Below are 21520 nucleotides of genomic sequence, written 5' to 3'. Positions count from 1 at the left end.
CCCTATCACTGGAGTATAAAACAACAAAGAAACCACAAAAAACACTATTTGTTTAATTTATAACACTTTGTTAGAATTTGTTAGAATTCAAAAATCTCATTGTAGTATCAATAAAGAATAATAAATTTGCTAAAAAATAATAACAATGCAAGCAAAAGACTTACTACAATTAGCAGAACAATTTGGCAATCCCTTATATGTTTATGATGCCGAAAAAATACAATCTCAGTACAACAGATTAACAAAGGCTTTTTCTAAGGTAGATAAGTTACGCATCAATTACGCAATGAAAGCTCTCTCTAATGTTGCTGTTCTACAGTTAATAAAAGAAATGGGGGCAGGTTTGGACACTGTATCTATCCAAGAAGTACAACTAGGTCTTCATGCAGGATACGCCCCTGATAAAATATTTTATACCCCAAACGGAGTATCTCTCGAAGAAATAGAAGAGGTGAACGCCATGGGAGTTCAAATTAATATTGACAACCTTTCTATATTGGAACAATTTGGAACAAAACATCCTAACGTTCCAGTTTGTATCCGTATCAATCCACACGTGATGGCTGGTGGAAACACTAATATTTCTGTTGGACATATTGACAGTAAATTTGGTATTTCAATTCACCAATTACCCCATTTAATCCGCATTGTTGAAAATACGAAAATGAATATCGTGGGAATCCACATGCACACTGGATCAGACATTTTAGACATCGAAGTATTTTTATATGCTGCCGAAATCTTATTTGATGTAGCAAAAAAATTCAAAAACTTAGAATTTTTAGACTTCGGAAGTGGATTTAAAGTTCCTTACAAAAAAGATGATATAGAAACCGACATCGAAGAACTTGGAAAAAAATTATCCAAAAGATTCAATGCTTTTTGTACTGAATACGGAAAAGATTTAACCTTAATCTTTGAGCCCGGAAAATTCTTAGTAAGTGAAGCAGGTTTCTTTTTAGCCAAAGTAAATGTCGTAAAACAAACTACTTCTACAGTTTTTGCTGGTATTGATAGCGGATTCAATCACTTAATCAGACCAATGTTATATGGTTCACAACACCATATTGAAAACATCTCACACCCTAAAGGGAAAGAACGTTTTTATTCTGTTGTAGGATACATTTGCGAAACGGATACTTTTGCCAACAACAGACGTATTTCGGAAATAAAAGAAGGGGATATTCTTTGTTTTAGAAATGCAGGAGCCTATTGCTTTTCTATGGCTTCAAACTATAATTCTCGCTACAAACCGGCTGAAGTATTGTGGTTAAATGGAGAAGGGCATTTAATTAGAGCTCGCGAAACTTTTGAGGATCTATTAAAAAATCAACTTCCATTACCTACAACAGTTACCACTGTATAAAATATTAGATTAAAAAAAATAAAAGGGGGCTGAAATAGTATTTCAGCCCCCTTTATATTATTTTGTAGATAAAATACCTTATCTCAATTTTTTAAGTTTTCTTTGAGCGTCAACAACATCATTCTCTACCTCCATTATTCTTAATTTTTGTTTAGCAATAGTGACATTTTCTTTTTCAATTTCTTCTAAAGAAAGATTACCTTTTGCACTACTCTTATCAAGTTTTAATTGTAGTTTTATCAACTTTTTTTTCTCTTTCTCTAATCTTCTATCATATTTTTCAAGATTAACTAAAGCCTTTTCTATTTTATTTTGTTCTTTTTCATATTGTTTTTGTTTCCTTTCAAACCTTTTGCGCTCCTTCACAAGCCTATCTTGTTGTTTTTGAAATTCTTCCTCTGCCTTCTGTTTTTCTTTTAAAATCTTCTTTTCTAATTTATTTTGTTCATCAAGTCTTAGCTTTTCCAAACCAATACCCTTTACCTTCACAGTATCTAACACTTGTCTTGATAGGTTTTCCTGCGCAAACAAACTTTGAATACTTAAAAGAAAAACTGAGGATAAGATTAATTTACTTTTCATATATATTTATTTTTTTAATATTTTCATATATTTATCATACTTTCTAATCTTCATTAATAAGCCTACATAATAAATTGATTTACAATGAATAGAGTTACTAAAATAACGATTTTATTTCACGTAAAAAAATAAGAGCAAAACACTGTATTCTTTATATTAAGATAACTACTTAAGCATGTAGTCAAAACATTGTGGAAAACTACTATATAATAAAAATCGGACAAAAATAGCTTGTCTCATTTTTAAAGGGCATCCATAGATTCCTGTTCAAATGATTGAACAATAATTACCTCTTAAATGCTGTAAAGGCTAAAAATTTACAATCGCAATACAACAATTTTCAAGGTGATTTAAAAATTTGGAATAAAAAGCTACATGTAAAAAGAATAGCTTTTTTTGGTGATAACATTAGTAAACGCTTATTAATAGAAAAAACGGATCAATCCCAAAACCTGGGGGGAAATGTCAAAATAAATTGAGAGATTTGCAATCTTAAGAATGAGAGATGCCCCCAATAGACCTTTTAAAATTCATGTTACCTGACTTTTTAGTAGATCACTTTGAAGTGGTTTCTTCTACTAACACAGAAGAAATAGTACACCTATATTTTGAAGAGAATGCCAAGCCTCCAAAAGAATTTGATACACTGGAACTAGTATCAAAGGGCTTTCAGGATGAGATAACCATTCAGGATTTCCCTCTCAGAGGTAAATATGTATATCTACATATAAAAAGACGTCGCTGGACAAATAAGACAACAGGCGAAATTCTTAAAAGAGATTGGAATTTAGTTGCTAAAGGAACCCGCATGACTCAAGAGTTTGCGGCTTTTTTAAAAGAAATTAATAGATAAGAGTGCTACTGATTGTCACACCATTGGTGGTTTCTTCGGAGTCAACGGAAAGAAACTCCAACGACAATATAAAAAACACCTGAGTTCCTTTAATGCTTGGGCTCCACGAGAACATGCACATCAATGGATTGTTTACCCTGAAAATATGGGCACCCATTTATCAATTGACGAAGTAGCTTTGTCTCAGGGTGAACTTTACACTATTGTAACCAACAAGAAGTTCAAAGGTAAAAAAGGTTCCTTAGTTGCCATTGTTGCTGGAACAAAGGCAGATAAAGTCATAGAACATATCAGAAAGATTGATTACAAGAAGAGAAGCTGTGTCAAAGAAATAACACTTGACATGGCTAATTCTATGAAATTGATCTCTAAAAGATGTTTCCCTAAAGCCACACAGGTAACAGATAGATTTCATGTCCAAAAACTGGCACTGGAAGCCTTACAAGAGATTAGGATTAAACATCGATGGGAGGCTATGGATTTTGAGAATCAATTGATATTGCAAGCCAAAAGAGAGAATCAAACCTATATTCCGGAGCTCTTAGCTAACGGTGACTCTGTAAAACAGCTATTAGCCAGGAGTCGATATGCACTTTATAAATCTCGCGAAAAATGGACTGAGAATCAAAATGAAAGAGCTCAATTATTATTTGGACTATATCCAGATATAAAAACAGCCTATTATCTAAGCCAACAACTTCGAGGTATCTACAATAGCAACAATGACAAGCACATTGCGATGACTAAACTAGCACATTGGTATAGGAATGTAGAGGAATCTGGTTTTAAAAACTTCAATATTCTACTCAATACTATAACTTTCAATTACCGGTCAATCTTAAACTACTTTGATAATAGAAGTACCAATGCTTCTGCTGAATCTTTCAATGCAAAAATAAAAGCCTTTAGAAGTCAGTTTAGAGGAGTAAGGAAAATAGATTTCTTCTTGTTCAGATTATCTAATCTTTTTGCCTAATCCCCAACTTTTGCAATTGACCCCAAACCGAGCTGTTAGGCGAGAGAGGGTAGTTGTAAAAAAAAGAACCCCAACCTTTTCAGGTTGGGGCTCCATAGATCCTGAAACAATTTCAGGATAAAGAAAGGCGACGACATACTCTCCCACATAATTGCAGTACCATCTGCGCTGGCGGGCTTAACTACTCTGTTCGGGATGGGAAGAGGTGAGCCCCGCCGCAATAACCACCTTAAGATTATTGTTTAAGGAGTTTCAAGTTTTTATAGTTTCAAGTTAACAACTTGTAACATTAAACTTCAAACTTTAAACGCAGCTTTGCTGCAATATCTTAACATACTGAGATAAAGAAAAGTAAATTTATTTTTAGAAAGTTTCTCCCTCCCGATTGCTCGGGAGGAAAAGGGTGTACATAAGCTTACGGATTATTAGTACTACTCGACTATGACATTACTGCCTTTACATCTATAGCCTATCAACGTGGTCATCTCCCACGATCCTTAAAAGAAATCTCATCTTGTGGTGGGTTTCGCGCTTATATGCTTTCAGCGCTTATCCCTTCCAAACGTAGCTACTCTGCAGTGCCACTGGCGTGACAACAGATACACTAGAGGTTTGTCCAATTCGGTCCTCTCGTACTAGAATCAGATCCACTCAAATTTCTTGCGCCCACAGTAGATAGAGACCGAACTGTCTCACGACGTTCTGAACCCAGCTCGCGTGCCACTTTAATGGGCGAACAGCCCAACCCTTGGGACCTTCTCCAGCCCCAGGATGTGACGAGCCGACATCGAGGTGCCAAACCCCCCCGTCGATATGAGCTCTTGGGGGAGATCAGCCTGTTATCCCCGGCGTACCTTTTATCCTTTGAGCGATGGCCCTTCCATGCGGAACCACCGGATCACTATGCTCTACTTTCGTACCTGATCGACCTGTATGTCTCTCAGTCAAGCTCCCTTATGCCATTGCACTCTACGCACGGTTACCAAGCGTACTGAGGGAACCTTTAGAAGCCTCCGTTACTCTTTTGGAGGCGACCACCCCAGTCAAACTACCCACCAAGCAATGTCCCCCGCAATCGCGGGGTTAGGCCTCAGATAAACAAAGGGTTGTATTTCAACAATGACTCCACAACGCCTAGCGACGCCACTTCACAGTCTCCAACCTATCCTACACATCATTTATCCAAGGTCAATACTAAGCTATAGTAAAGGTGCACAGGGTCTTTTCGTCCCACTGCGGGTAAACGGCATCTTCACCGTTACTACAATTTCACCGAGCTCATGGCTGAGACAGTGTCCAGATCGTTACACCATTCGTGCAGGTCGGAACTTACCCGACAAGGAATTTCGCTACCTTAGGACCGTTATAGTTACGGCCGCCGTTTACTGGGGCTTCAATTCAATGCTTCTCCGAAGATAACATCTCCTCTTAACCTTCCAGCACCGGGCAGGTGTCAGGCCCTATACTTCATCTTACGATTTTGCAGAGCCCTGTGTTTTTGATAAACAGTCGCCTGGACCTCTTCACTGCGGCCAGCATTGCTGCTGGCGACCCTTCTCCCGAAGTTACGGGTCTATTTTGCCTAATTCCTTAGCCATGAATCTCTCGAGCACCTTAGAATTCTCATCTCGACTACCTGTGTCGGTTTGCGGTACGGGTACTATTAACCTGAAGTTTAGAGGTTTTTCTTGGAAGCCCTTAGGTGCACTATCTCTTTGTCCGAAGACGCCGAGTACTATCGTATTTCCCCAAAACCCGTGGATTTGCCTGCGGGTCTTATAGGTAGGTACTTCAACGAACTATTCCGTCAGTTCGCGGCACTTTCATCACTCCGTCACCCCATCACAGTTAACAGTAGTACGGGAATATTAACCCGTTGGCCATCGACTGTCCCTTTCGGGTTCGCCTTAGGTCCCGACTAACCCACAGCTGATTAGCATAGCTGTGGAAACCTTAGTCTTTCGGTGTGCGGGTTTCTCGCCCGCATTATCGTTACTTATGCCTACATTTTCTTTTCTAACCAGTCCAGCATGCTTTACAACACACCTTCTACCCTGTTAGAATGCTCCCCTACCACTTACAATAAATTGTAAATCCATAGCTTCGGTAATATACTTATGCCCGATTATTATCCATGCTCGTCCGCTCGACTAGTGAGCTGTTACGCACTCTTTAAATGAATGGCTGCTTCCAAGCCAACATCCTAGCTGTCTATGCAGACAAACCGCGTTCTTTCAACTTAGTATATATTTGGGGACCTTAGCTGATGGTCTGGGTTCTTTCCCTCTCGGACTTGGACCTTAGCACCCAAGCCCTCACTGTTAGTGAACATTATATAGCATTCGGAGTTTGTCAGGAATTGGTAGGCGGTGAAGCCCCCGCATCCAATCAGTAGCTCTACCTCTATATAACTTTATAACTAACGCTGCACCTAAATGCATTTCGGGGAGTACGAGCTATTTCCGAGTTTGATTGGCCTTTCACCCCTACCCACAGATCATCCCAAGACTTTTCAACGTCAACGGGTTCGGTCCTCCACTGTGTGTTACCACAGCTTCAACCTGTCCATGGGTAGATCACACGGTTTCGCGTCTAACACTACTGACTAAAGCGCCCTATTCAGACTCGCTTTCGCTACGGATCCGTGGCTTAACCACTTATCCTTGCCAGCAACGTTAACTCGTAGGCTCATTATGCAAAAGGCACGCCGTCACCCCACGAAAGGGCTCCGACCGCTTGTAAGCGTATGGTTTCAGGATCTATTTCACTCCGTTATTCACGGTTCTTTTCACCTTTCCCTCACGGTACTGGTTCACTATCGGTCTCTCAGGAGTATTTAGCCTTAGCGGATGGTCCCGCCAAATTCAGACAGGGTTTCACGTGCCCCGCCCTACTCAGGATACCACTATCCTTTACACTTGTTACCTATACAGGACTATCACCCTCTATGGTTCTACTTTCCAGTAGATTCTAGTTCCTCGTGCAAGAAATGTCGTGGTCCTACAACCCCAACATTGCCGTAACAACATTGGTTTGGGCTAATCCGCGTTCGCTCGCCACTACTTACGGAATCACTTTTGTTTTCTTCTCCTCCGCCTACTTAGATGTTTCAGTTCAGCGGGTTTGCCCACCTATCGGTGTACTATGTCTTCAACATAGTGGGTTGCCCCATTCAGGTATCTACGGATCAATTGGTGTGTGCCCATCCCCGTAGCTTTTCGCAGCTTATCACGCCTTTCATCGCCTCTGAGAGCCAAGGCATCCCCCATACGCCCTTATTTTGCTTATTGTACCAATCTTAAAATTAATTAAGACCGTTTTTGTTTGTCTTTTACTACTAATAGTAAAAAACGCTTTCTACTTTTAATATTTTTCTTATCTCAATATGTCAATGAACTTTGATTCAGTGTTCAGTCTACAGTTTTTAGTATTCAGTTTTACCCGAACACTGATCACTTTTTTTCTGACCACTTCTTTTGTGGAGAATAACGGAGTCGAACCGTTGACCTCCTGCGTGCAAGGCAGGCGCTCTAGCCAGCTGAGCTAATCCCCCATTTTTTAGTTGTCAGTTAACAGTTTTCAGTTAACAGCACTTAAAACGGTTACTCAACCTCTAAAATTTCCTTTTTTACTAAGCTTTTCAGTTTTTTATTTTGTTTTTTATAATTTACAATTCATAATTAACAACTTAAAAAGTAGTCCCGGGCAGACTCGAACTGCCGACCCCTACATTATCAGTGTAGTACTCTAACCAGCTGAGCTACGAGACTCTGTTTTTACTTAATTTTCATTATTTTTTAAATTAACAGCAAGAGCAATAAATTCTTTAAATATTTTCCAAATTCTCTTTTCGTCTCTTTCCTTAACGTGTTGATAAATCAACTAACAATAAGGCTCTAGAAAGGAGGTGTTCCAGCCGCACCTTCCGGTACGGCTACCTTGTTACGACTTAGCCCTAGTTACCAGTTTTACCCTAGGCAGCTCCTTGCGGTCACCGACTTCAGGCACCCCCAGCTTCCATGGCTTGACGGGCGGTGTGTACAAGGCCCGGGAACGTATTCACCGGATCATGGCTGATATCCGATTACTAGCGATTCCAGCTTCACGGAGTCGAGTTGCAGACTCCGATCCGAACTGTGACCGGTTTTATAGATTCGCTCCTGGTCGCCCAGTGGCTGCTCTCTGTACCGGCCATTGTAGCACGTGTGTAGCCCAAGGCGTAAGGGCCGTGATGATTTGACGTCATCCCCACCTTCCTCACAGTTTACACTGGCAGTCTTGTTAGAGTTCCCGACATGACTCGCTGGCAACTAACAACAGGGGTTGCGCTCGTTATAGGACTTAACCTGACACCTCACGGCACGAGCTGACGACAACCATGCAGCACCTTGTAAATTGTCTTGCGAAAAGTCTGTTTCCAAACCGGTCAATCTACATTTAAGCCTTGGTAAGGTTCCTCGCGTATCATCGAATTAAACCACATGCTCCACCGCTTGTGCGGGCCCCCGTCAATTCCTTTGAGTTTCATTCTTGCGAACGTACTCCCCAGGTGGGATACTTATCACTTTCGCTTAGCCACTGAAGTTGCCCCCAACAGCTAGTATCCATCGTTTACGGCGTGGACTACCAGGGTATCTAATCCTGTTCGCTACCCACGCTTTCGTCCATCAGCGTCAATCAATTAGTAGTAACCTGCCTTCGCAATTGGTATTCCATGTAATCTCTAAGCATTTCACCGCTACACTACATATTCTAGTTACTTCCTAATAATTCAAGTTTAGCAGTATCAATGGCCGTTCCACCGTTGAGCGATGGGCTTTCACCACTGACTTACTAAACCGCCTACGGACCCTTTAAACCCAATGATTCCGGATAACGCTTGGATCCTCCGTATTACCGCGGCTGCTGGCACGGAGTTAGCCGATCCTTATTCTTACGATACCGTCAAGCTGGTTCACGAACCAGTGTTTCTTCTCGTATAAAAGCAGTTTACAATCCATAGGACCGTCATCCTGCACGCGGCATGGCTGGATCAGGCTTGCGCCCATTGTCCAATATTCCTCACTGCTGCCTCCCGTAGGAGTCTGGTCCGTGTCTCAGTACCAGTGTGGGGGATCTCCCTCTCAGGACCCCTACCCATCGTAGCCTTGGTAAGCCGTTACCTTACCAACTAGCTAATGGGACGCATGCTCATCTTTCACCGTTGTGACTTTAATACTAAGTTGATGCCAACTCAGTATACTATGAGGTATTAATCCAAATTTCTCTGGGCTATCCCTCTGTGAAAGGTAGATTGCATACGCGTTACGCACCCGTGCGCCGGTCTCTTGGTTCGAAAACCAATACCCCTCGACTTGCATGTGTTAAGCCTGCCGCTAGCGTTCATCCTGAGCCAGGATCAAACTCTTCATCGTATATTATGCGAATCAAATTGCTTTGATTCTATTTATGTTTGACTGAAGATCTAGTGGTTTTATTATAATCTATCGATTCTATTACTCTTATTCTTTTGTTTTAAGATCTCTCTTAAAACGGCTGTCAATTCAATATGTCTAGGAACGTGTCTTATCTTTTTTTTCGTCTCGTATAACTCACTTAGTGTGTTTCTCGAAGCGGGTGCAAAAGTACAACTTCTTTTTAATCTCGCAAGAAAAATTTAAAGTTTTTTTTCGAAGTTTTAAACCTCTTTTCTTTAATCTTTCTTACCAATCTCTCAAGGAACTTTGCATATTTTGCGGGGTGCAAATGTAATAAGCCAATTCAAATCTCACAAGTTTTTTTTGATTTTTATTTTAGAAACCTTAATCCCTAAATCAAATAATAACTGGCAATATCTTAATGAACTTTGTCGCTGTTGCGGGTGCAAAAGTACCACCTTTATTCGCTTAAACAATACTTTTGAACAAGTATTTTTACCCTTTTTAAAACTTTATTTTTAACCATCTGAAAACGTGTGTCTTGAAATTGTAGCATCTTAAACTTTAAAACTCTTTTTATGGAAAAGAAGCACTTTGACCATAAAAAACAATCGAAATTCTTCTTTATGTTTCTAAAAATAGATCTCAAGCCCATACCCTAGCCCTGATAGAAGCCGAAATCCTTCCAGTCCGGCTTGCGAACAGGAAGATTCTAGCGAATAACAGGTAAATGCTACGACTTTAACTTTTTCAGAACTAAATATACATAAGGTATCACACAATCGTGAAACGCTACGACTTTAAGTGGATCAAGTGCAAAAGTTGGGGAGGAAATAAATAATTCTGAGCTTTGTAAAAAAAAAAAAAAACACTCTTTGGAAAATTACATAGAACTCTTAAAAACTTATACTTCCTGAATTAATTGTAGAATACTTTGATTTAATAAACACCAAAATCGAACAAGAGAAAACGCATTTGTTTTTTGAAGAAAAAAATATACCTCCAAAAGAGCACAATAACAAACAACTTGTATCCAAAGGCTTTCTAAATGAAGTTACTATCCAAGATTTTCCTCTCAGAGGCAAATTTATTTATCTTCACATAAAAAGAAGACGTTGGACTGACAAACAATCTCAAGAAATCATTCAGCACAATTGGAACATCGTAGCACAAGGAACCCGCATGACTCAGGAGTTTGCGACTTTTTTAAAAGAAATCAATCGATACTAAGGCAAACGATTGTCGTACTATTAGCTTTTTCTTTGGTGTCAATGAAAAAAAAAAAAAAAACTACAACGACAATATAAAAGACATCTCAGCAATTTTTCTACCTGGGAACAGCATGAACAAGCTGAAGATTGGTTACTATTTCCTGAAAACATGGGACATCACTTGTCTATAGACGAAGTTAACTTATCAATAGATGAACTCTATACGATAGTTACCAACAAAGCAGCTAAAGGCAAGAAAGGATCTATTCTCGCTATTATTGCAGGCACTAAATCAGAAATTGTCATTAAGCATTTGCAAAAAATAGATCTAAAAAAACACAATCAAGTTACTGAAATCACCCTTGATATGGCTAATAGCATGAAATTGATAGCTAAAAAATCCTTTCTAAAGGCAATACAACTAATAGATCGTTTCCATGTTCAAAAACTGGCATTAGAAGCCATACAAGAAGTTCGAATTAGACTAAAATTGGAGGCTCTGGATCAAGAAAATACAGCCATAGTAGAGGCTAAATCAAATAAAACGCCATTTTTTTTCAAAAGAATTTTCTAATGGTAATACGGTCAAGCAATTACTCACTAGAAGCCGGTTTCTGCTATACAAAAGTCCAAATAAATGGAGTGAGAGTCAAAAAGAAAGAGCGGCAATAGTATTTGCTGAATATCCAGAAATTAAAATAGTTTATTCCTTAAGCCAAAAATTACGTAAGATATACAATAGTAGTATAGATAAAGCAGTTGCTATCAAAAAATTAGCACACTGGTATAATGATATGCAGAACTTAGGAATTAGAAGCTTCAATACCATTATGAACACTATAAAATCAATTACAAGGGATCAATCCCAAAACCTGGGGGGAAATGTCAAAATAAATTGAGAGATTTGCAATCTTAAGAATGAGAGATGCCCCCAATAGACCTTTTAAAATTCATGTTACCTGACTTTTTAGTAGATCACTTTGAAGTGGTTTCTTCTACTAACACAGAAGAAATAGTACACCTATATTTTGAAGAGAATGCCAAGCCTCCAAAAGAATTTGATACACTGGAACTAGTATCAAAGGGCTTTCAGGATGAGATAACCATTCAGGATTTCCCTCTCAGAGGTAAATATGTATATCTACATATAAAAAGACGTCGCTGGACAAATAAGACAACAGGCGAAATTCTTAAAAGAGATTGGAATTTAGTTGCTAAAGGAACCCGCATGACTCAAGAGTTTGCGGCTTTTTTAAAAGAAATTAATAGATAAGAGTGCTACTGATTGTCACACCATTGGTGGTTTCTTCGGAGTCAACGGAAAGAAACTCCAACGACAATATAAAAAACACCTGAGTTCCTTTAATGCTTGGGCTCCACGAGAACATGCACATCAATGGATTGTTTACCCTGAAAATATGGGCACCCATTTATCAATTGACGAAGTAGCTTTGTCTCAGGGTGAACTTTACACTATTGTAACCAACAAGAAGTTCAAAGGTAAAAAAGGTTCCTTAGTTGCCATTGTTGCTGGAACAAAGGCAGATAAAGTCATAGAACATATCAGAAAGATTGATTACAAGAAGAGAAGCTGTGTCAAAGAAATAACACTTGACATGGCTAATTCTATGAAATTGATCTCTAAAAGATGTTTCCCTAAAGCCACACAGGTAACAGATAGATTTCATGTCCAAAAACTGGCACTGGAAGCCTTACAAGAGATTAGGATTAAACATCGATGGGAGGCTATGGATTTTGAGAATCAATTGATATTGCAAGCCAAAAGAGAGAATCAAACCTATATTCCGGAGCTCTTAGCTAACGGTGACTCTGTAAAACAGCTATTAGCCAGGAGTCGATATGCACTTTATAAATCTCGCGAAAAATGGACTGAGAATCAAAATGAAAGAGCTCAATTATTATTTGGACTATATCCAGATATAAAAACAGCCTATTATCTAAGCCAACAACTTCGAGGTATCTACAATAGCAACAATGACAAGCACATTGCGATGACTAAACTAGCACATTGGTATAGGAATGTAGAGGAATCTGGTTTTAAAAACTTCAATATTCTACTCAATACTATAACTTTCAATTACCGGTCAATCTTAAACTACTTTGATAATAGAAGTACCAATGCTTCTGCTGAATCTTTCAATGCAAAAATAAAAGCCTTTAGAAGTCAGTTTAGAGGAGTAAGGAAAATAGATTTCTTCTTGTTCAGATTATCTAATCTTTTTGCCTAATCCCCAACTTTTGCAATTGACCCCAAACCGAGCTGTTAGGCGAGAGAGGGTAGTTGTAAAAAAAAGAACCCCAACCTTTTCAGGTTGGGGCTCCATAGATCCTGAAACAATTTCAGGATAAAGAAAGGCGACGACATACTCTCCCACATAATTGCAGTACCATCTGCGCTGGCGGGCTTAACTACTCTGTTCGGGATGGGAAGAGGTGAGCCCCGCCGCAATAACCACCTTAAGATTATTGTTTAAGGAGTTTCAAGTTTTTATAGTTTCAAGTTAACAACTTGTAACATTAAACTTCAAACTTTAAACGCAGCTTTGCTGCAATATCTTAACATACTGAGATAAAGAAAAGTAAATTTATTTTTAGAAAGTTTCTCCCTCCCGATTGCTCGGGAGGAAAAGGGTGTACATAAGCTTACGGATTATTAGTACTACTCGACTATGACATTACTGCCTTTACATCTATAGCCTATCAACGTGGTCATCTCCCACGATCCTTAAAAGAAATCTCATCTTGTGGTGGGTTTCGCGCTTATATGCTTTCAGCGCTTATCCCTTCCAAACGTAGCTACTCTGCAGTGCCACTGGCGTGACAACAGATACACTAGAGGTTTGTCCAATTCGGTCCTCTCGTACTAGAATCAGATCCACTCAAATTTCTTGCGCCCACAGTAGATAGAGACCGAACTGTCTCACGACGTTCTGAACCCAGCTCGCGTGCCACTTTAATGGGCGAACAGCCCAACCCTTGGGACCTTCTCCAGCCCCAGGATGTGACGAGCCGACATCGAGGTGCCAAACCCCCCCGTCGATATGAGCTCTTGGGGGAGATCAGCCTGTTATCCCCGGCGTACCTTTTATCCTTTGAGCGATGGCCCTTCCATGCGGAACCACCGGATCACTATGCTCTACTTTCGTACCTGATCGACCTGTATGTCTCTCAGTCAAGCTCCCTTATGCCATTGCACTCTACGCACGGTTACCAAGCGTACTGAGGGAACCTTTAGAAGCCTCCGTTACTCTTTTGGAGGCGACCACCCCAGTCAAACTACCCACCAAGCAATGTCCCCCGCAATCGCGGGGTTAGGCCTCAGATAAACAAAGGGTTGTATTTCAACAATGACTCCACAACGCCTAGCGACGCCACTTCACAGTCTCCAACCTATCCTACACATCATTTATCCAAGGTCAATACTAAGCTATAGTAAAGGTGCACAGGGTCTTTTCGTCCCACTGCGGGTAAACGGCATCTTCACCGTTACTACAATTTCACCGAGCTCATGGCTGAGACAGTGTCCAGATCGTTACACCATTCGTGCAGGTCGGAACTTACCCGACAAGGAATTTCGCTACCTTAGGACCGTTATAGTTACGGCCGCCGTTTACTGGGGCTTCAATTCAATGCTTCTCCGAAGATAACATCTCCTCTTAACCTTCCAGCACCGGGCAGGTGTCAGGCCCTATACTTCATCTTACGATTTTGCAGAGCCCTGTGTTTTTGATAAACAGTCGCCTGGACCTCTTCACTGCGGCCAGCATTGCTGCTGGCGACCCTTCTCCCGAAGTTACGGGTCTATTTTGCCTAATTCCTTAGCCATGAATCTCTCGAGCACCTTAGAATTCTCATCTCGACTACCTGTGTCGGTTTGCGGTACGGGTACTATTAACCTGAAGTTTAGAGGTTTTTCTTGGAAGCCCTTAGGTGCACTATCTCTTTGTCCGAAGACGCCGAGTACTATCGTATTTCCCCAAAACCCGTGGATTTGCCTGCGGGTCTTATAGGTAGGTACTTCAACGAACTATTCCGTCAGTTCGCGGCACTTTCATCACTCCGTCACCCCATCACAGTTAACAGTAGTACGGGAATATTAACCCGTTGGCCATCGACTGTCCCTTTCGGGTTCGCCTTAGGTCCCGACTAACCCACAGCTGATTAGCATAGCTGTGGAAACCTTAGTCTTTCGGTGTGCGGGTTTCTCGCCCGCATTATCGTTACTTATGCCTACATTTTCTTTTCTAACCAGTCCAGCATGCTTTACAACACACCTTCTACCCTGTTAGAATGCTCCCCTACCACTTACAATAAATTGTAAATCCATAGCTTCGGTAATATACTTATGCCCGATTATTATCCATGCTCGTCCGCTCGACTAGTGAGCTGTTACGCACTCTTTAAATGAATGGCTGCTTCCAAGCCAACATCCTAGCTGTCTATGCAGACAAACCGCGTTCTTTCAACTTAGTATATATTTGGGGACCTTAGCTGATGGTCTGGGTTCTTTCCCTCTCGGACTTGGACCTTAGCACCCAAGCCCTCACTGTTAGTGAACATTATATAGCATTCGGAGTTTGTCAGGAATTGGTAGGCGGTGAAGCCCCCGCATCCAATCAGTAGCTCTACCTCTATATAACTTTATAACTAACGCTGCACCTAAATGCATTTCGGGGAGTACGAGCTATTTCCGAGTTTGATTGGCCTTTCACCCCTACCCACAGATCATCCCAAGACTTTTCAACGTCAACGGGTTCGGTCCTCCACTGTGTGTTACCACAGCTTCAACCTGTCCATGGGTAGATCACACGGTTTCGCGTCTAACACTACTGACTAAAGCGCCCTATTCAGACTCGCTTTCGCTACGGATCCGTGGCTTAACCACTTATCCTTGCCAGCAACGTTAACTCGTAGGCTCATTATGCAAAAGGCACGCCGTCACCCCACGAAAGGGCTCCGACCGCTTGTAAGCGTATGGTTTCAGGATCTATTTCACTCCGTTATTCACGGTTCTTTTCACCTTTCCCTCACGGTACTGGTTCACTATCGGTCTCTCAGGAGTATTTAGCCTTAGCGGATGGTCCCGCCAAATTCAGACAGGGTTTCACGTGCCCCGCCCTACTCAGGATACCACTATCCTTTACACTTGTTACCTATACAGGACTATCACCCTCTATGGTTCTACTTTCCAGTAGATTCTAGTTCCTCGTGCAAGAAATGTCGTGGTCCTACAACCCCAACATTGCCGTAACAACATTGGTTTGGGCTAATCCGCGTTCGCTCGCCACTACTTACGGAATCACTTTTGTTTTCTTCTCCTCCGCCTACTTAGATGTTTCAGTTCAGCGGGTTTGCCCACCTATCGGTGTACTATGTCTTCAACATAGTGGGTTGCCCCATTCAGGTATCTACGGATCAATTGGTGTGTGCCCATCCCCGTAGCTTTTCGCAGCTTATCACGCCTTTCATCGCCTCTGAGAGCCAAGGCATCCCCCATACGCCCTTATTTTGCTTATTGTACCAATCTTAAAATTAATTAAGACCGTTTTTGTTTGTCTTTTACTACTAATAGTAAAAAACGCTTTCTACTTTTAATATTTTTCTTATCTCAATATGTCAATGAACTTTGATTCAGTGTTCAGTCTACAGTTTTTAGTATTCAGTTTTACCCGAACACTGATCACTTTTTTTCTGACCACTTCTTTTGTGGAGAATAACGGAGTCGAACCGTTGACCTCCTGCGTGCAAGGCAGGCGCTCTAGCCAGCTGAGCTAATCCCCCATTTTTTAGTTGTCAGTTAACAGTTTTCAGTTAACAGCACTTAAAACGGTTACTCAACCTCTAAAATTTCCTTTTTTACTAAGCTTTTCAGTTTTTTATTTTGTTTTTTATAATTTACAATTCATAATTAACAACTTAAAAAGTAGTCCCGGGCAGACTCGAACTGCCGACCCCTACATTATCAGTGTAGTACTCTAACCAGCTGAGCTACGAGACTCTGTTTTTACTTAATTTTCATTATTTTTTAAATTAACAGCAAGAGCAATAAATTCTTTAAATATTTTCCAAATTCTCTTTTCGTCTCTTTCCTTAACGTGTTGATAAATCAACTAACAATAAGGCTCTAGAAAGGAGGTGTTCCAGCCGCACCTTCCGGTACGGCTACCTTGTTACGACTTAGCCCTAGTTACCAGTTTTACCCTAGGCAGCTCCTTGCGGTCACCGACTTCAGGCACCCCCAGCTTCCATGGCTTGACGGGCGGTGTGTACAAGGCCCGGGAACGTATTCACCGGATCATGGCTGATATCCGATTACTAGCGATTCCAGCTTCACGGAGTCGAGTTGCAGACTCCGATCCGAACTGTGACCGGTTTTATAGATTCGCTCCTGGTCGCCCAGTGGCTGCTCTCTGTACCGGCCATTGTAGCACGTGTGTAGCCCAAGGCGTAAGGGCCGTGATGATTTGACGTCATCCCCACCTTCCTCACAGTTTACACTGGCAGTCTTGTTAGAGTTCCCGACATGACTCGCTGGCAACTAACAACAGGGGTTGCGCTCGTTATAGGACTTAACCTGACACCTCACGGCACGAGCTGACGACAACCATGCAGCACCTTGTAAATTGTCTTGCGAAAAGTCTGTTTCCAAACCGGTCAATCTACATTTAAGCCTTGGTAAGGTTCCTCGCGTATCATCGAATTAAACCACATGCTCCACCGCTTGTGCGGGCCCCCGTCAATTCCTTTGAGTTTCATTCTTGCGAACGTACTCCCCAGGTGGGATACTTATCACTTTCGCTTAGCCACTGAAGTTGCCCCCAACAGCTAGTATCCATCGTTTACGGCGTGGACTACCAGGGTATCTAATCCTGTTCGCTACCCACGCTTTCGTCCATCAGCGTCAATCAATTAGTAGTAACCTGCCTTCGCAATTGGTATTCCATGTAATCTCTAAGCATTTCACCGCTACACTACATATTCTAGTTACTTCCTAATAATTCAAGTTTAGCAGTATCAATGGCCGTTCCACCGTTGAGCGATGGGCTTTCACCACTGACTTACTAAACCGCCTACGGACCCTTTAAACCCAATGATTCCGGATAACGCTTGGATCCTCCGTATTACCGCGGCTGCTGGCACGGAGTTAGCCGATCCTTATTCTTACGATACCGTCAAGCTGGTTCACGAACCAGTGTTTCTTCTCGTATAAAAGCAGTTTACAATCCATAGGACCGTCATCCTGCACGCGGCATGGCTGGATCAGGCTTGCGCCCATTGTCCAATATTCCTCACTGCTGCCTCCCGTAGGAGTCTGGTCCGTGTCTCAGTACCAGTGTGGGGGATCTCCCTCTCAGGACCCCTACCCATCGTAGCCTTGGTAAGCCGTTACCTTACCAACTAGCTAATGGGACGCATGCTCATCTTTCACCGTTGTGACTTTAATACTAAGTTGATGCCAACTCAGTATACTATGAGGTATTAATCCAAATTTCTCTGGGCTATCCCTCTGTGAAAGGTAGATTGCATACGCGTTACGCACCCGTGCGCCGGTCTCTTGGTTCGAAAACCAATACCCCTCGACTTGCATGTGTTAAGCCTGCCGCTAGCGTTCATCCTGAGCCAGGATCAAACTCTTCATCGTATATTATGCGAATCAAATTGCTTTGATTCTATTTATGTTTGACTGAAGATCTAGTGGTTTTATTATAATCTATCGATTCTATTACTCTTATTCTTTTGTTTTAAGATCTCTCTTAAAACGGCTGTCAATTCAATATGTCTAGGAACGTGTCTTATCTTTTTTTTCGTCTCGTATAACTCACTTAGTGTGTTTCTCGAAGCGGGTGCAAAAGTACAACTTCTTTTTAATCTCGCAAGAAAAATTTAAAGTTTTTTTTCGAAGTTTTAAACCTCTTTTCTTTAATCTTTCTTACCAATCTCTCAAGGAACTTTGCATATTTTGCGGGGTGCAAATGTAATAAGCCAATTCAAATCTCACAAGTTTTTTTTGATTTTTATTTTAGAAACCTTAATCCCTAAATCAAATAATAACTGGCAATATCTTAATGAACTTTGTCGCTGTTGCGGGTGCAAAAGTACCACCTTTATTCGCTTAAACAATACTTTTAAACAAGTATTTTTACCCTTTTTACAACTTTGTTTTTAACCGACTGAAAACGTGAGTCTTGAAATTGTAGCATCTTAAACTTTAAAACTCTTTTTATGGAAAAGAAGCACTTTGACCATAAAAAACAACCAAAATTCTTCTTTATGCCTCTAAAAATAGATATCAAACCCCTAACCTAGCCCTGATAGAAGCGAAAATCCTTCCAGTCCCGCTTGCGAACCGGAAGATTCTAGCGAATAACAGGTAAATGCTCCCGAAACAAACATCATCATCAACACATTTAAAGGTTTAAAATATTTATTCATCCGTATTATAATACACAACAAACCTTATATATATATTGTATGTGTTTTGTTAATACTTTATATTTGCATTCTAAAATTTACAAAACAATGATTAAGATTACTTTGCCCGACGGGTCAGTTAAAGAATTTGCTCCTGGAGCATCCCCAATGGATGTTGCAAAAAGCATTAGTGAAGGATTTGCTAGAAATGTAATTTCAGCTTCTTTTAATGGCACAACCATTGAAACAACCACACCTTTAACCACGGATGGAAGTCTTATATTATATACATGGAATGACGAAGAAGGAAAAAAAGCCTTCTGGCATTCTACATCACACGTCATGGCACAGGTTCTGGAAGAAATGTACCCAGGCATTAAACTAACACTTGGACCTGCAATATCTAATGGATTTTATTACGATGTAGATTTTGAAGATCAGAAAATCACTGATGCAGATTTTAAAAAGATAGAAGACCGTGTTCTTGAAATCGCGAGAGGAAAGCACGAATTCAAATTACGCCCTGTTTCTAAAGCTGACGCTTTGGAACTATACAAAGATAATGTATACAAAACTGAGTTGATTTCGAATCTTGAAGACGGAACCATTACCTTTTGCGACCATGATACTTTTACTGATTTGTGTCGCGGTGGTCATATTCCAAATACCGGAATTATCAAGGCAATGAAAATCATGAGTGTTGCCGGAGCGTACTGGCGTGGTGACGAAAAGAACAAACAATTAACACGTGTTTACGGGACTTCATTTCCTAAACAAAAGGATCTAACAGAATACCTTGCTTTACTAGAAGAGGCGAAACGTCGCGACCACAGAAAACTTGGAAAAGAATTAGAGTTGTTTGCGTTTTCACAAAAAGTAGGCCAAGGTCTTCCATTATGGCTCCCAAAAGGCGCTGCATTGAGAGAACGTTTAGAGCAGTTTTTAAAAAAAGCACAAAAGAAAGCGGGTTATGAACAAGTGGCTACACCACACATTGGCCAAAAGGAATTATATGTAACTTCTGGTCATTATGCCAAATACGGAGCAGACAGTTTTCAACCTATCAATACTCCAGCTGAAGGAGAAGAGTTCTTATTAAAACCAATGAACTGCCCTCATCACTGTGAAATCTACAATGTACGCCCTTGGTCTTACAAAGATTTACCAAAACGTTATGCTGAATTTGGAACTGTTTACAGATACGAACAAAGTGGAGAACTACACGGTTTAACACGCGTTCGTGGTTTTACTCAAGATGACGCCCACATCTTTTGTACTCCGGAACAATTGGACGAAGAATTCAAGAAAGTAATTGACTTAGTACTCTATGTATTCGGCTCATTAGGATTTGAAAACTTTACCGCTCAAATTTCGCTACGCGACAAAGAGAATAGGGATAAATATATAGGTAGCGACGAAAACTGGGAAAAAGCAGAGAATGCCATTATTAATGCAGCTCGTGACAAGGGATTGAATACGGTTGTTGAATATGGCGAAGCCGCTTTCTACGGTCCAAAACTGGACTTTATGGTAAAAGATGCCCTAGGAAGACAATGGCAACTAGGAACAATTCAGGTAGATTACAACCTACCAGAACGATTTGAATTGACTTATAAAGGCTCTGATAACGAATTACATAGACCTGTCATGATCCACAGAGCTCCTTTTGGCTCCATGGAACGTTTTATCGCCATTCTTTTAGAACACACAGCAGGAAATTTCCCACTCTGGCTAATGCCAGAACAGGCTATAATATTGTCTTTGAGCGAGAAATATGAAAAATATGCCAAAAAAGTTTTAGATTTGCTAGAAAATCACGAAATTCGCGCCCTCATTGACAACCGAAGTGAAACAATAGGAAAGAAAATCAGAGATGCAGAAATGCAAAAAATCCCGTTCATGCTGATTGTAGGTGAGGAAGAAGAAAAAAACGGCACCATTTCTATCCGTCGCCATGGACAGGAAGGAAAAGGAAACATAAGCGTTACAATAGAAGAATTTGCTTCGATAGTAGACGAAGAAATCAAAAAAACATTAAAAGTATTTACAGTTTAACTTAAATTATAAAGTCATAGCAATAAGAAGCAACAGAGGTTATCAACCTCGCGTAGAAAAAAAGGATGCACACAGAATAAACAATCTTATTCGTGGTGTACAAGAAGTACGACTTGTAGGTGAAAATATTGAGCCTGGAGTTTTTAAACTTTCAGAGGCTTTAAGATTAGCTGACCAATTTGAATTAGATCTAGTTGAGATTTCTCCAAATGCAGAGCCGCCAGTTTGTAAAATCATGGATTACAAGAAATTTGTTTACGAACAAAAGAAACGTGATAAAGTCCTTAAGGCGAAATCTACACAGGTAACTGTTAAAGAAATTCGTTTTGGTCCTCAAACAGATGAGCATGATTATGAATTCAAGAGAAAGAATGCTGAAAAATTCCTAAAAGAGGGTGCTAAATTAAAAGCGTTCGTTTTCTTTAAAGGACGTTCTATCATTTATAAAGATCAGGGTCAAATCTTGTTATTGAGATTAGCCACAGACTTGGAAGAATTTGGAAAAGTAGAAGCTATGCCAGTTCTGGAAGGAAAGAGAATGATTATGTTCATTGCTCCAAAGAAAAAGAAATAAGTCGAATGTTTAAAAGTCGAAAGTCATAAAGTACAACCTTTGGACATTCCGAC

11 protein-coding genes, 4 tRNA genes and 6 rRNA genes are annotated in these 21520 nt (G+C 40.5%); 10 read left to right on the top strand and 11 right to left on the bottom strand.

From position 1 onward, the window contains the following. The first annotated feature begins 145 nt into the window (after nt 1–145). Nucleotides 146–1366, top strand: coding sequence for a diaminopimelate decarboxylase (lysA, locus tag LNP19_RS07825; protein WP_230064189.1), 1221 nt, complete (start codon nt 146–148; stop codon nt 1364–1366). Nucleotides 1367–1444: 78 nt separating this feature from the next. Here lysA and LNP19_RS07820 read toward each other — a convergent pair whose 3' ends face one another. Then, nucleotides 1445–1948 (bottom strand): hypothetical protein, encoded by a 504-nt coding sequence (locus LNP19_RS07820; RefSeq protein WP_230064188.1) that lies wholly within the window; start codon nt 1946–1948, stop codon nt 1445–1447. 532 nt (nt 1949–2480) lie between these two features. Here LNP19_RS07820 and LNP19_RS07815 point away from each other — a divergent pair. Together LNP19_RS07815 and LNP19_RS07810 are read left to right on the top strand one after the other, a co-directional pair. Continuing rightward, nucleotides 2481–2801: an ISAon1 family transposase N-terminal region protein gene (locus LNP19_RS07815; RefSeq protein ID WP_230061469.1), complete on the top strand. Its 321-nt coding sequence runs from the start codon at nt 2481–2483 to the stop codon at nt 2799–2801. Then, on the top strand, nt 2794–3777 hold the full coding sequence (locus tag LNP19_RS07810) for an ISAon1 family transposase (protein ID WP_428979050.1): 984 nt from the start codon (nt 2794–2796) through the stop codon (nt 3775–3777). The genes LNP19_RS07815 and LNP19_RS07810 overlap by 8 nt, the downstream gene beginning before the upstream one ends. Before the next feature lie 122 nt (nt 3778–3899). Here LNP19_RS07810 and rrf (LNP19_RS07805) read toward each other — a convergent pair. The 5 genes from rrf (LNP19_RS07805) to LNP19_RS07785 all read right to left on the bottom strand — a co-directional run bounded on the left by rrf (LNP19_RS07805) (nt 3900) and on the right by LNP19_RS07785 (nt 9191). After that, nucleotides 3900–4009: ribosomal RNA gene (gene rrf, locus LNP19_RS07805) — 5S ribosomal RNA — on the bottom strand. Nucleotides 4010–4182: 173 nt separating this feature from the next. Beyond that, nucleotides 4183–7067: ribosomal RNA gene (locus tag LNP19_RS07800) — 23S ribosomal RNA — on the bottom strand. A 189-nt stretch (nt 7068–7256) separates the two neighbouring features. After that, nucleotides 7257–7330: transfer RNA gene (locus LNP19_RS07795), tRNA-Ala, on the bottom strand. Nucleotides 7331–7473: 143 nt separating this feature from the next. Further along, nucleotides 7474–7547: transfer RNA gene (locus tag LNP19_RS07790), tRNA-Ile, on the bottom strand. Between the two features lie 130 nt (nt 7548–7677). Continuing rightward, nucleotides 7678–9191: ribosomal RNA gene (locus tag LNP19_RS07785) — 16S ribosomal RNA — on the bottom strand. The 16S, 23S and 5S rRNA genes sit together here with 2 tRNA genes alongside, the layout of an rRNA operon. 909 nt (nt 9192–10100) lie before the next feature. Here LNP19_RS07785 and LNP19_RS07780 point away from each other — a divergent pair. The 5 genes from LNP19_RS07780 to LNP19_RS07765 all read left to right on the top strand — a co-directional run bounded on the left by LNP19_RS07780 (nt 10101) and on the right by LNP19_RS07765 (nt 12654). Then, nucleotides 10101–10424 carry an ISAon1 family transposase N-terminal region protein gene (locus tag LNP19_RS07780; RefSeq protein ID WP_230064196.1) on the top strand — a complete coding sequence of 108 codons (324 nt, stop codon included), beginning with the start codon at nt 10101–10103 and terminating at the stop codon, nt 10422–10424. 150 nt (nt 10425–10574) lie between these two features. Next, nucleotides 10575–10979: a transposase gene (locus LNP19_RS07775; RefSeq protein ID WP_230064187.1), complete on the top strand. Its 405-nt coding sequence runs from the start codon at nt 10575–10577 to the stop codon at nt 10977–10979. Then, the gene (locus LNP19_RS15490) at nt 10945–11304 is read left to right on the top strand and encodes a transposase (protein WP_428979046.1); all 360 of its coding nucleotides are present in this window, start codon (nt 10945–10947) and stop codon (nt 11302–11304) included. Before LNP19_RS07775 ends, LNP19_RS15490 begins: the two co-directional genes overlap by 35 nt. A gap of 53 nt (nt 11305–11357) precedes the next feature. Further along, a complete protein-coding gene (locus LNP19_RS07770) occupies nt 11358–11678 on the top strand; it encodes an ISAon1 family transposase N-terminal region protein (protein WP_230061469.1) in 321 nt (106 codons plus the stop codon). Further along, nucleotides 11671–12654, top strand: coding sequence for an ISAon1 family transposase (locus LNP19_RS07765; RefSeq protein ID WP_428979050.1), 984 nt, complete (start codon nt 11671–11673; stop codon nt 12652–12654). The genes LNP19_RS07770 and LNP19_RS07765 overlap by 8 nt, the downstream gene beginning before the upstream one ends. Before the next feature lie 122 nt (nt 12655–12776). Here the strand turns inward: LNP19_RS07765 and rrf (LNP19_RS07760) are convergent. From rrf (LNP19_RS07760) to LNP19_RS07740, 5 genes are all read right to left on the bottom strand, one after another. Beyond that, nucleotides 12777–12886, bottom strand: a 5S ribosomal RNA gene (rrf, locus tag LNP19_RS07760). A 173-nt stretch (nt 12887–13059) separates the two neighbouring features. Further along, nucleotides 13060–15944 (bottom strand): 23S ribosomal RNA (locus LNP19_RS07755). A 189-nt stretch (nt 15945–16133) separates the two neighbouring features. Next, nucleotides 16134–16207: transfer RNA gene (locus LNP19_RS07750), tRNA-Ala, on the bottom strand. A gap of 143 nt (nt 16208–16350) precedes the next feature. Beyond that, a tRNA-Ile gene (locus LNP19_RS07745) sits at nt 16351–16424 on the bottom strand. Nucleotides 16425–16554: 130 nt separating this feature from the next. After that, nucleotides 16555–18068, bottom strand: a 16S ribosomal RNA gene (locus tag LNP19_RS07740). Between the two features lie 878 nt (nt 18069–18946). On the opposite strand from LNP19_RS07740, the gene thrS reads away from it, so the two are divergent. Further along, complete coding sequence (gene thrS, locus LNP19_RS07735; protein WP_230064186.1) at nt 18947–20893, top strand: threonine--tRNA ligase; 1947 nt, start codon at nt 18947–18949, stop codon at nt 20891–20893. A gap of 76 nt (nt 20894–20969) precedes the next feature. After that, nucleotides 20970–21467, top strand: coding sequence for a translation initiation factor IF-3 (infC, locus tag LNP19_RS07730; RefSeq protein WP_211517662.1), 498 nt, complete (start codon nt 20970–20972; stop codon nt 21465–21467). The last annotated feature ends 53 nt before the right edge of the window (nt 21468–21520 follow it).

Origin of the sequence: Flavobacterium acetivorans (genome assembly GCF_020911885.1) — a bacterium.
In the GTDB taxonomy this organism is placed as follows: Bacteria; Bacteroidota; Bacteroidia; order Flavobacteriales; family Flavobacteriaceae; genus Flavobacterium; species Flavobacterium acetivorans.
The sequence above is the reverse complement of the archived record's forward strand: the minus strand, read 5'-3'. Positions and strand labels throughout refer to the sequence as shown.